Origin of the sequence: Ktedonobacter racemifer DSM 44963 (assembly GCF_000178855.1) — a bacterium.
Taxonomy (GTDB): Bacteria; Chloroflexota; Ktedonobacteria; order Ktedonobacterales; family Ktedonobacteraceae; genus Ktedonobacter; species Ktedonobacter racemifer.
Genome location: NZ_ADVG01000004.1, coordinates 2,675,583 through 2,687,690, shown reverse-complemented (window position 1 = coordinate 2,687,690; position 12,108 = coordinate 2,675,583). Strand labels below are relative to the sequence as shown.

Here is a 12,108-nt window from a genome sequence, read left to right as displayed (position 1 = left end):
GGAGATCACCCCTTCCACTCGTACCGGGGTGCCGTCATGGCATATTCTCGAAGATGAATGATTTTCCCTTGGCTCACCCGTGCCAGGGATGCTCCCTCAAATCCGCCCAGGCCGCCCTCATGCCGACATTCAAAGTTCCATTCAAAGAAACAGGTCTCATCCGTGGCAAAGAAGGAAGTGATATCCCACCGCGTGACAACATTACCTGGAGCAAACCAGGAATCAATCCATCGAGCGATCATGTCGCTGCCTCTGTAGGTTGGTCCGTAGGATTCAATGATCACGCAGTCGGGATCGAGCGTGCTCAAAATTTGTTCTCGATCTGCTGTTATCCACCCTTGAACATAGGTAAGGATCAACTGGTGAGCAGTTGCATCGGGCATAGGGCCTCCTCTTAAGAAGTGTTCTCGAAAGAGCAGAGTCTTCCACGCCGTATTCTATACTGGCACAACCCCTTTGTCCAGTTCGAGCCCCAAGCAAGCGAGCTGAATCACCAAGAGTGGGCCAGATCCACTTCGGATGTCATTTACCACCAACACACGAAGCCCCTGGCAGGATATACCGCCAGGGGCCTTCGCTTCTTTCTCCGTAAAACGGCTGTTTACAAGCCAGTGGGGATGCCAGGGGTGGCGGGCTGCCAGGGCGAGTTGTCGGCCAGGGGCGCATTGAAGTCGCCAGGCTTCTTGTCGCCAACGTAGGTGTAGAGGGGATAGCCCTGATAGAAGACCATTTTGCGCCCCAGGTAGTCGGTGCCCACACTCAGTTTCCCGGGAAGTTTGGTGGTAGAGGTCGGTGTGCCTGTGCCCTTGTAGAGCAGGGGATGCCAGGTTTTGGCGCATGCGCCGTCACAACTAAAGCCACTCGCCCCCTGCCACTCATGGACATATAATGTCATGCCCTTGATAGTCGTCAGAACGGTGAACGTGCTCCCCACCGCTTGATGGGAAGGAACCTGACCCACCGACACCACAACGGAAGATGAGCGATGGCGTGAGTTGCTCGTGAGCGCCGATTGGATGGGAGAACTGTTGAGCGATGTGGTAAGCGTGTTGGCGCTGGTCGTTGAAGGAGTGGAGCCGCAGGCCGCCAAAATTCCAACAATCAGCAGAGTAAGGCCCAAGCTACAAATGAGATTTTTCAAATGCATACTTTTTTTCTCCTGTGTTCATAGACACTTTTTGATATAGTGTTTCATTGAGGGAAACAGCTATCTCTCCGCCTTGAGAGCGTTTTTTGGGAGGAACGCTCGAAACCTTCTCTGCTTAGCGACACTTCCCGGCTGGCATGACCATCTGAGAATGCAGAGTATTTGGGCTCGTGACCAATACACCTCCCGGCTCTGGATAGGTATGATCATAGGGAAGACTTCCTTGCCATGTGAAGGTGAAGTTTGAGAGACGCTGACCAGGCAGAATAGTTAACTTTTCCGTCGTTTGGGAACGCCCATTATTGACGGTATAGGAGAACACAATCGTTCCCCCGTTTGGGCCTGAGTCGACATGAAAGACGGCATTGTAGACGACCTGAATGTACGATCCACATGTCCATAGTGAAGTGGTGCTTGGGGTGACAGTCATATCAATGCTTGTAACCTTGAAGGTTGAAGCATTCGTCGTGACCCCATTGGCTGAAGATGCTGCGTGCGGGTGAGATGGGGAAGTTGTTGCTGCATTGGCTATCTGGCTACCAATGACACTCCCAAAGATTGCTATTCCTACTATAAGAAAACAAACCAGAAAGATGAAAGTTTTCCTTGTCCTGTTGTTCATCCACATTGAAACACCTCTTTTTAGAAACATTTGTAAACGGGATTTAGCTCTGGTTGTCCTTCTCGTTTGATGCCGTTATATAACATACGCTGCTACATCATCCCCCTACTACTCCTAGTAACGCTTGCAATTGTTGTTTTGTTCCGGCCCAACATATGATCTTCCAAAAAAGTCTCTGGGTGAACGTGGCAATAAAACTTATCTGAGATAGGCTCAGGATGTTAGCATGTAATATCTGGCAAAGGGTAGTGTTGCAAAAAATTTAAAGCTCAGCAAATTGAAGCGCACTCGAACATCTCTCGTCAGGAAAAGATGCAGAACATGCACCTTTTCTCTGTGACAATGCTTCTTGTGCCGTCATTCCCCGCTCCATTTTCTCAGCTCAAATTTTTTTGCAACACTACCCAAGAAGATGGGCGGCGTAGCTTTGGCAGCCGGTGAAGTACCACAATTGAAAGTCGCCAAGGGATTGTCCCATGGCATCGGTCATTTGTTGGTCCTCCATGATCGTGGGCTGGCGATCAAAGCAATAGCCATTTCCACTCTCCCGGTTATCAGGAGAGAAGTGGGGGATGACAGGAAGGACGCCGTTGCAGTTTGCTGGTGAGGGATGCCCGGCGCAAGGACGGGAGTCATAGGGCTGGCTGGCAGTGTCTTGGGTGTGTCCCTCAAGGGTGAATGCGTGCGCCAGATCCATGACGTGAGGAGCAGGGATGTCCCTGCCACGATGCGCTTGTTGCTTGCTCCCCTGAACACTGTCATGCCAGTAGAGACTGGATGTGAGTGTTGGCAGGAGGAGTCCTAGCGCCAGGAAGCAGAGCAGAGATTGGAGTGTCATGTGGTGTTTTTCCTTTCAATGTCGCTGTTCGCGTTTGACCCATGCCAGGCAAGGGAGTGCGTTGTGCTTTCTCCCTGAGGGCTATGGGGTTGTTTGCGGTGCAATGAGTTTGGAGGCACCGTTGTCGGTGCGGCAATTTTGGGCGTAGGCGTTTCTGACGACCTGGTAGCCGTCGGGAATGGGTGAATCTGCGCAGACATACATGGGATTTCCGGTAGGGAATTGGAATGTTTTCTGGATGATGCCAACGCCTTTCCCGCATGTGAGTGCTGCCGCGGGGCGATCGGTAATCTTATATTCAGCGACGATAGTGGTGCCAGAGGGAAGAGGAGAGTCGACACAGACATCAATGGGATTGGACTGGTTGGAGAAAGGGGCGATGGTCTTGGTTGCGCCGAGCAATTGAAAAAACGTCTTTTGACAACGGCTCGCGTTGTATTGTTCCGCTGTAATGACAAAATTGCTCGGGAGAGGAGAGTTGAAGCAGATGGCTTGTTGGGTAGTTGGAGGAGGGGCAATCGCCAGGACATTCGGACCGTCCCAGGGACTTCCACACTGCGTCCAATCTGCCCACTCATCCACGATCACCCACCCAGGAGGAAGGGGAGTTTGTGCGCAAATGGGATGGGGAACGGGGCTGGGGGCGTCATGCGAGGCGGCCAGGGCGAATGCCGGGAGGCCTGCGAGTAAGCCCAATGCAAGCGAGAGCGTGACCAGCCCACGAGTGAGCGTGGCTGGAATATGACCACGCTTCGCTTGGAATGAGGCTAGGAGTGCTTGCAAAGCGATCATTATCTGTATCCTTTCGTGTTGCGGTGTGCTTGCCGGCGTGAGAACAGGCTCGAGTGAATGAGTTCTTGTGGCCTTGTGGATGCCTGGTCGCAAGCGCATCTTGAACGGTTTGATGAATGCTACCATCTTGTTTCAGGAGAGGACTGGAACAGAAACGGAACGTGTCCGGAACAGGAGCGGAACAGAGGGATGATGAAGGGTGGGCATCGCTGGCCAGCCACCCTTTGTTGGCTTGTTCCCCCTGATGGTGATTGCTATGACGAGTGCGTGCCAATGCAGGTGTGGTGGGTATCGGTGAGAAGAGAGGGAATGAGGATCTGGAGTGCGGTGTCGCTCTCTCTGATGAGTGCCGTTGTGGCATGGTCTGTTGAGCGAGCTTTATTGACCTCCGTAGAGAAAACTAAAGTCGGTAGCCAGCGTGGGCATAACATTGGGAAAGAGTAGATTTTCGATGTCTGAGCCGTTCTTTGGCACGAAGCAATTGCAGGCGGAGATCTTGCAGGTTAAGACCGCAAACATTTTTCAGTTCGACACGCTTGAGAAGATTCCACACGCCTTCTTGTGGATTTAATTCAGGCGCATAAGCAGGCAAGCGTTCCAGATGAATGCGTTGGGCATCATCTCTCGACGTGAAATTTTTAATGGCCTTACAGCGATGAATGGAAGCTCCGTCCCAGATGACGAGGATCTTTCCCGGTATCTCACGCAAGAGTAACTGTAAGAAGCGCACGACATCCGGCCCCTTGTACGAATGGTCTTGTATTTGCATGAAGATCCTGCCCTCCGGAGTGATGCCACCGATAGCCGAAAGATGGTCATAGGACAACGGGACTTGCAAAATAGGGGTCTGTCCACGCGGGGAATAGGTGCGTACTACCATTGGTAGCAGGTAAAAAGCTGACTCATCGACGAAAACCATTGTCCATCCTTCAGTTTTGACCTTTTTTTTCATTCATCAAAATGCAGCTCTTTCCACGTGCGAATCGCATCTTCATCGCGTTGCGTGGCCTTCTTGATGGGTTTTTGTTGGCTATACTTGAGATTACGTAGCAGTAGGCTACAATGGGCTGGGTGATACTTGACCCCGAACTGTTGTTGGATCATCTGGGCTACTCGCGCCGTTGTCCAGACCTGGCCACGAAAACCGAATGCTTCGGCTCCCAGTTCTAATAATGCCGGGAATTGGGCTTGCTGCTCCTTGCTCCATTTGGGTATTGCTCCTGGAGGTGACTTGTGTTTGAGAGCTTCTACTCCCTGCTCTCTGGCCTTCTTAAACCACTGGCTGACTGCACCCTCTGTTACTCCAAGTGCCTCGGCAATGTCTTTCTGTTTCCAGCCTTTTTTATGCAGTTTCCAAGCCTGCATTCGTCTCTCTTCACGCCAATTTTTCGGAGGTATCGATTTCTTGCTCATACCTCCTTCTCTCGGATCACGTGGCTTTTTTCTTTAGTTTTCTCTACGGAGGTCAATAAGGGCTCCTGTAGCGGCGAATGACCCAGTGATGGGATGCATATCCTTTCTTACGCGATGTGGTGGTTGTATGCTTTCCTCGATGACTGGTCTCTCCCACCAAGCCCTGGCCGGTCTGGTGGAGTTATCCGAACTGTCAACTCAATGCTGCTTCTTGAACCCGCTCATCCCGACTAGAGACGTGTTGGAAACACATCTCCAGACGCATCAGAAACATCTGCTGATCGCTTATGCTTGGGATAATGAATAACTTCCTATCGAGGATCTGGAAAAGGAGCAAAGAGCATGGATACCATGCAAGCATCATCTGTTGTAGGCAATACACGAAAACCCCTGTCAATGACCAGACTATTGCTGCTCTGCGGAGCCATCGCCGGCCCCCTTTTTATCTTGATCGTGCTCATTCAGGACTACACGCGTCCGGGTTTTGACCCACGGCTCGATATGCTGAGCCTTCTCTCTCTTGGGGACTGGGGATGGGTTCAGATGGTGAACTTCGTACTCGCTGGAGTGCTCAATCTCCTCTATGCGGTTGGTCTCTGGAGGAGACTGCATCCTGGGCGAGCCGGAACACGGGGACCGCTCTTGATCGGGGCCTATGGACTCGGTCTTGTGACTGTTGGTTTTTGTCGGACCGATCCTGCCAATGGGTTTCCTCCAGGATCTCTTGCCGGAACTGGTCCCTCCTGGCACGGTGCGATCCATGCCTTGGGCGCCCTTTTCGTCTTCGTTGTCCTGGCTGCAGCCTTGGCGGTCTTTGTCCGTCTCTTCCTCGCACGCAAAGAGCGCGGGTGGGCGCTCTATTGTCTGGCAAGTACAGTTCTTCTCCTCCTGTGCTTTTTCGTGGGGTTTACCAATGCGGCGTTTATGGCGCGCCTCGTGCGGCTCGGGGTGCTCATTGGTTGGATGGCAGCATCAATGATTGCCATCAAGCTGTTCTGCACGCCAGATACAATGCAACAGACGCGAGACCAGTAACCCTCTCGCGACCAGATGGTTTCTCAAGAAACGCTTGCAAACCAAGTACCTGTCCGCTTTGGTTTGCAAGCGTTTCTTGAGGAGCGCAAGCTGGCAGCAAAGCCCAAGCGATTCGCAGGACTCCTTCGACGATTGACCAGTTCTACAGGGTTTCACGCCAGTCGATCATCTGCGCATCTAGAATGAGAACGGTAAGCAGGAACCTGACTCCCCAGTCTCATTTCAGATGCGCAGGTTCTCCTATGGGCAGACTCCCTGTCAAAGCAGCAGACCTAACCTCATTTTGGAAGCACATTACATCAAACCCGGAGGTGGAATTGCTGCACGAGAAATCAAAAGCATTGACACGATTAGATTGAGAGGCTGTAGCTGATTGTGAGCTATCACCCATAATATTGCTTGCTGCGTTAGAGGCTGATTGCCCAATAGAGCTAGCACCAGATGCAGTAGCTGATTGTGTAATAGTGGTCAGCAGAGATTGGACAGGGCCAGTTCCGCTGCTCGTGCTCGTGTTCATATCTGAATGCATAAAATAATTCCTTTCTTAATTTCAACCTTAATCTTGTGACGCTCTCCTAGCAGCTTGTCGGAGAGAAGCAGGGTATCAAAAAGAGAATGATGTGGTAGAGTATGTGTATCTCCTACGTTCAGAGAGCTTGGCTCAGGCGGGGCATTGATGCTCAGTCTGGCTCCATTCCCGTTCATACTCTCACACGGAAAGGAAGAAGTATGCAAGTAACGCCACCCCCCATCCACCTGTTGACTATGGTAAGGCTAGGAATATCATCACTACGGTCATTCTTGGCTTGTTTCTCCTCCTCTTGCCCTTTTTCATACTTTCCACTGGATATGAGGATGGCCCAGCTGTTATGTGGAGGATCGTGTCCGATGCGCGCCAATCAGGGATTTTATGGATCAATGGAGCTGGAACCGCCTTGATCACTCTCGGCTACAGTTTTATCGGCATCATCTGGAGCATTACTTCTCTCGTATACTCTCTCCGCGAGTACCGGCAGAAGGAACCACATGCGAAAAAATCAGCTATCCTGTGGGCAATCATCCTACTTGGAGCAAACATCCTTGTGATTGCGAGCGTGTTAGTTGTTTGTCTCTCCCCTCTTTGCGTTGATGATGGCTCTTATAATGGGAACAGTACGTGCGGCTTGACGGTCCCCGGAATAGTGATACCCACGCCCACACCCATGCCGTAACGCGTTATCATTCTCTTCTTGACGACTACACAAGAATGGTATACTGGTGCGCATGAGTAGAGTCTTCAAAACGGTGGACTACGCCCAGGCGCTTGATCTGACCGTGCGACTGGGCGACTGTTTGCCTCCTGATCATCTTGCCCACTTCGTGGTAGACAGTGTGGCCCAGCTTGACCTCTCGGCGTTGTATGCCCAATATGGGTCGCGCGGTGGGCAACCCTACGCCCCTGAAATGTTACTGAGTTTGCTCCTCTATGGCTATGCCACTGGGGTGTTCAGTTCGCGGAAGATCGAGCGCGCCACATATGAGGCGGTGCCATTTCGCTTCATCGCTGGCAATCTATATCCCGATCACGATACGCTTGCCACGTTTCGACGCACGTTTCTCCTCGAACTAAAGAACCTGTTCGTGCAGGTGCTCTTGCTCGCCCAAGAAGCAGGCGTGCTGAAACTTGGCACAATCAGTCTCGATGGGACCAAGGTGCATGCCGATGCCTCGAAGCGCAAAGCGGTGAGTTACAAGCGTCTGTTGGAGTTGGAGATCCAGCTACAAGCCGAGGTTGAGGAGTTATTTGCGCTCAGTGAACAAGGTGAGCAGCCAGAGGCGCCCGATGGACTGGTGGTACGCAAGGAGATTGCACGACGGCAGGACCGCCTGGTTCGGCTGGCGGAGGCCAAAGCGGTGTTGGAAGCGCGCGCCAAGGAGCGGGTGGCAGTCGAGCGGGTGGAATATGAGGCCAAACTGGCGCAGCGCGAGGAGCGAGAGCGTATGACGGGACGCCGCTCAGGTGGTCGTCCACCGACGCCGCCAACAGAAGGACCACGTGATGGCGATCAGTACAACTTCACCGACCCGGAATCGCGCATCATGAAAAGCTCGACACATGCCGGTTTTGAGCAGGATTACAATGCACAGGTTGCAGTAGATCAGAAGAGTCTGCTCATCGTGGGATGTGCGCTCTCTAATCATCCGAACGATAGTCAGGAAGCCGAACCCGCTCTTTCAGCTATCCCGGCAGCCATCGGTACACCCGAAGCAGTGGCCCTGGATGCAGGCTATTTTGGCCCCGCGACGCTAGCCGCATGTGCCAAGCGCAGCATCGAGCCGTATATTGCGACGGGCCGCGATCCCCATCATCCTAGTTGGCAGCAGCGTTTTGCTCCGTTACTCGATCCTCCGCCCGAGGAAGCAAACCCGCGGGTGAAAATGGCGTACAAGCTCAAGACCGCCTTGGGCAAAGTGATCTATAGGGCACGCAAATACACCGTCGAACCGGTGATTGGGATCATCAAAGAGATTCTGGGTTTCCGCCAGTTCTCGTTGCGCGGTCTGCAGGCTGCTGCTGGCGAATGGTATCTGGTTTGTTTGGCTTTTAACCTCAAGCGCTTTCATACCTTATCCTGGACGTAGTACAGGACGACGGCATCTTTCCAGTTCAAATGGCACAGCATAGCGTCTTCTGCCGGTGAGTATGCTCCGTCGAGTCGCTTTTGCCCGTATCATGAAGGACGCGTGCGCTGTCGGAGCGACTAGAGTGATCGCAGCTTCGTTTTCTCCGACAGGCTGCTAGTGAATACAGAAGTTTTTTCCTGGTGGACACTCCTCCACCCTCATAATTTTGTGTGAGAAATAGATGCGTTTCTCATCTCGACTCGAACTTCACTCACTATAGAAGTCAACTACCATTAGTATATGCTTCGTGCAAAGCATAATTCTGTTATACAAAATACGCCAAAATCTCCCCTAACTGGTTCACGCATATTTTTGTTGTTGAGAAAAGAAAAGGAGGCCAAATGGCTCCGAATGAGAAAAAAAGGGAACCATGAGGAGAGGGAACAAAGGCGAGTGCGAAGGAGAGGAGCCACAGAAAATCGCGTAAGGACATGCTGTTGTGAGTGGGGCGAGAAAGAAGCGGGAAGGAGGAGGATCATGTCTGTGTGCTAAGGAAGGAGGCCATCTGTAAAGTTACAATAGATATATAGAAATGCATGGAAAAAGAGAAAGTGATAAAAGGGGTTGCCAATTCCCACTGGTTTCCCCATGCTGGCATGGTGGCCCCTGGTGTTTTTCCTCTGCTCTGCTGGGTTCCCCCTCGCTGCTTCCTGTGCCATGCTGATTACCCAAAGAGGACTCCTTGTCTGGTACTGTCAACTTAACCAGAAAAATGAAGAGTATTGCTGAGGTATGGCGAAGAAAGATGCTGATGGGTCATGGAAAATGGGGAGGGGGATACCTATGGTTATGCGACTCGTTTTGCTCCAGTCACTTCTTTCCATGTTTGCAATCGGTCCTGTAAAAGGGTACGATATTCCTGGTAAATGTCCTACGAAGTGAGACGATCTGGCCCGCAAACATGAAACATTGCCCTCAATCTTGAACACTGGGACAAAAATTCCTGGAAAAAACCGCTCCCCGTCAAGTATACTTGCTTCAAAAGCTGTAAATTGCTTCCCTCATCGCGGGAACTGACAAACCATTGGTATTGCGGAAGACGGACGCACGAGATCGCGGCGAGGATACTCATGGTCGCACCAGAAGTACAGGGCATTGATCTATTCAAAATCGCGGGCCGCTCCATTTCAGGATGGGTTCCCAGTCTCAAAACGGGCACCGTGATCAGACAACCGTTTTGCAGCCAACTCGAAGAACGCTTAATGCTGTGGCTTGAGTATCACCCTCTGGTTGCCAGCTATGCGCGTGGTGACATTGGCCCGGAGTTCGCCACGAAGTATCGACTACCGATTCCGCAACATGCCCCGTTTGCGATTGGCTACACGTTTGAGAACACCCCCCATCATTACCTGCCCGATTTCGTGGGCACGCTCGCCGACGGAACACCGTTCCTCGCCGAGGCGGGCATGGAGGATGACAAACGGAGAGATCGTAACCTGGTCAAAGCCGAGGCCGCACGACGGCTTGCCAGCTTGCAGCAAGGCACTTTCTGGATTGGTACCGAGCGGACCTTGACGAAACGTCGCCACTACAATCTGGTCTTTTTGCATGCCAGACGCAAAACGTTTCCCGCCTTTGCTGACATTGCCGAGGCCCTCGCCTCGATCTGGCCTTGGGGAGAAATGGCCGAAGTCGGCGAGTCAGCAGACTTTCACACCAGTTTCCCGTCGATCTGGTGGAAGCAGCGATCTGGAAAGTGGTGGCAGATGCGGCGGCAGCAGGACATCTGCTGCTCGATTTGGAGCAGTACACCCTCTCTCGCACACTGCCTCTGGCCTTGCTTCCACCTGATGCTCCGGTGCTGGTGCCCTCCCCGCTTCCTGACATGCTTTTGCTTGAACCGGAGCCGACGAAAGTTCCAACCAGCTCACGTCCACCGTCCCCCATCATTGCCGGTCCGACCTTTGATGCCTCGACGCTTCCAGAGCCCGTGCTCCAGCAGTTCCACCGCAATTTGCGGGCGGTGGAACTGGTGCTGGCCGGGGCCACCCAGAGTAGCGTCGCGGAAAAAGAGGGCATCCCGCGTTCGACGCTTTCGCGGTTGGTGAGCCGTACTCGCGAGAGAGGTCAGATCGCCTGCGTGCCTCACGGCAGCTATCGTCGTGCGACGAGCCTGCATCCGGCCTTCCAAGAATGTATCCGTCGGCTGTTTGGACTGCCCACACGGCTGACCATGACGGCAATTCGAGAACACACCGAAATGCAGCAGGTGGCGGCACGTTTATCGAAGGAAACCGGAACCCCCGTGAGTCTGCCCTCCTACAAGCAGGTGCGCACCGCCGTGCAGCACTTGAAGCTGGACCCGGATCTGATGGCGATGCGCGAAGGGGCGAAATCAGTGGCACGGCCCCGCGAGTCAGCCGAGTCCTTTGTGCTCTCCATTCCAGCACCGGCTTTGCTCACCCAGGTCGATGAGCACACGATGGACCTGTACATCGTTACTCCTGATGGCTCGACGGTGGCGAGCCGTGTGCATGCGGCAGTGCTCATCTGTGTCAAAACAGCAGCGATCCTCGGCGCGGTTCTGGCCTTGGGGCCACTCAAGGAAGAAGACTATATGCGCCTGGTGAAGGTGAGTATGGAGAGGAAAGATCACCTGGTTGGCATCAATGGCTGCGAGCATTCCTGGCCGTGTTTTGGCAAACCCGCGATTATCTTTCATGATCGAGGGAAGATCTTCACCTCTGAGCGAGCGCGACAAGTGCTGGTAGATCGCCTGGGCATTATCACAGAGCAAGCCCCCCCGTACGCGCCATCTGCAAAAGGAACGGTCGAATCACTTTTTCGGTGGATGACGGAACGTTTTGAAAAGAGACTTCCCAACTCATCGTACGGTATCCACGATGCCGAAACGGCAGCACAAGCGGGAGGCATGACGCTGGAAGAACTGGAGCGCTGTTTCTACCAGGCCATCGTGGACGATTATCAACGAGATGTCGATACGCTGCGACAACAACGCCGTTACCTCCTGTGGGAACAGGCCGTGGCGGCATCCGGGGTCCCACAGTATCTCGGTTCGCCCGATGATTTGAAGCTGTTGCTTATGAAGGCCCAAAATCGCAAGACACCGCATCATGGCTATCGTGTGCAAAACGGCAACAGATTATCGTTTCAGGGGCGCTGGTATGTGTGTCCTGGACTCCTCTCACGGCTACGGGGCCGTGAGTTTGATCTGTACTATGACAGGCGTGATATCAGTGTGCTCTACATCTTCGTTGAAGGCAGCTATGTGGGCGAAGCCTATTGCCCGCAACTCATGGGAGGCCGAGTGAGCGAGTGGGAAGCCAAAGCCATGCGCCAACACCATGAGGAGCAAGCGAAGATTGCCCATGAACAGGGATTGCCTGTTCGTGCTCGTATTCAGGACGAAGCCAAAGCCTCACGCTGTCGCCGCAGCACAGAGATTCGCGCAAGTGAACAGGCTCGTCAATGGGATCGCCAACGCGGCGACATTCATCCTGCCCTCGTTTCTGAACGATTAGCCAGTGTCCAGGCCCAAATCACGCAAGTTGTCACGCTTGCGGACCCGGTCCCGGACGCTGAGGATGCCCATCCCGTTCCTCTCTTACCCGTCCGCATGATGCGAGAGGAGTAACG

11 protein-coding genes are annotated in these 12,108 nt (G+C 53.1%); 3 read left to right on the top strand and 8 right to left on the bottom strand.

Translation table 11 applies throughout. The features are described 5' to 3' along the window. Nucleotides 1-5: 5 nt before the first annotated feature. From KRAC_RS53795 to KRAC_RS77630, 7 genes are all read right to left on the bottom strand, one after another. Nucleotides 6-383 carry a nuclear transport factor 2 family protein gene (locus KRAC_RS53795; protein ID WP_007920593.1) on the bottom strand — a complete coding sequence of 126 codons (378 nt, stop codon included), beginning with the start codon at nt 381-383 and terminating at the stop codon, nt 6-8. A gap of 218 nt (nt 384-601) precedes the next feature. After that, nucleotides 602-1,147, bottom strand: coding sequence for a COG4315 family predicted lipoprotein (locus KRAC_RS64410; protein ID WP_007921593.1), 546 nt, complete (start codon nt 1,145-1,147; stop codon nt 602-604). Nucleotides 1,148-1,262: 115 nt separating this feature from the next. After that, nucleotides 1,263-1,769, bottom strand: coding sequence for a hypothetical protein (locus KRAC_RS53785; protein WP_244422568.1), 507 nt, complete (start codon nt 1,767-1,769; stop codon nt 1,263-1,265). Nucleotides 1,770-2,169: 400 nt separating this feature from the next. After that, nucleotides 2,170-2,607 carry a hypothetical protein gene (locus KRAC_RS53780; protein ID WP_007921591.1) on the bottom strand — a complete coding sequence of 146 codons (438 nt, stop codon included), beginning with the start codon at nt 2,605-2,607 and terminating at the stop codon, nt 2,170-2,172. 81 nt (nt 2,608-2,688) lie between these two features. Continuing rightward, on the bottom strand, nt 2,689-3,399 hold the full coding sequence (locus KRAC_RS53775; protein ID WP_007921590.1) for a hypothetical protein: 711 nt from the start codon (nt 3,397-3,399) through the stop codon (nt 2,689-2,691). A 400-nt stretch (nt 3,400-3,799) separates the two neighbouring features. Further along, entirely contained in the window at nt 3,800-4,318 is a 519-nt protein-coding gene (locus KRAC_RS77635) for a transposase (RefSeq protein WP_244422066.1), read from the bottom strand. Nucleotides 4,319-4,347: 29 nt separating this feature from the next. Continuing rightward, on the bottom strand, nt 4,348-4,812 hold the full coding sequence (locus tag KRAC_RS77630; RefSeq protein ID WP_007908429.1) for a helix-turn-helix domain-containing protein: 465 nt from the start codon (nt 4,810-4,812) through the stop codon (nt 4,348-4,350). Between the two features lie 342 nt (nt 4,813-5,154). Here KRAC_RS77630 and KRAC_RS53760 point away from each other — a divergent pair, with 342 nt between their 5' ends. Both KRAC_RS53760 and KRAC_RS53750 read left to right on the top strand, forming a co-directional pair. Beyond that, a complete protein-coding gene (locus KRAC_RS53760) occupies nt 5,155-5,847 on the top strand; it encodes a DUF998 domain-containing protein (protein WP_007921584.1) in 693 nt (230 codons plus the stop codon). Nucleotides 5,848-7,110: 1,263 nt separating this feature from the next. Continuing rightward, complete coding sequence (locus KRAC_RS53750) at nt 7,111-8,469, top strand: IS1182 family transposase (protein ID WP_007921579.1); 1,359 nt, start codon at nt 7,111-7,113, stop codon at nt 8,467-8,469. A 1,325-nt stretch (nt 8,470-9,794) separates the two neighbouring features. Here the strand turns inward: KRAC_RS53750 and KRAC_RS53745 are convergent. Next, nucleotides 9,795-10,061, bottom strand: coding sequence for a hypothetical protein (locus KRAC_RS53745; RefSeq protein ID WP_007921577.1), 267 nt, complete (start codon nt 10,059-10,061; stop codon nt 9,795-9,797). A gap of 146 nt (nt 10,062-10,207) precedes the next feature. Between KRAC_RS53745 and KRAC_RS53740 the strand changes: the two genes are divergently transcribed. Further along, nucleotides 10,208-12,106: a Mu transposase C-terminal domain-containing protein gene (locus KRAC_RS53740; protein WP_040447628.1), complete on the top strand. Its 1,899-nt coding sequence runs from the start codon at nt 10,208-10,210 to the stop codon at nt 12,104-12,106. The last annotated feature ends 2 nt before the right edge of the window (nt 12,107-12,108 follow it).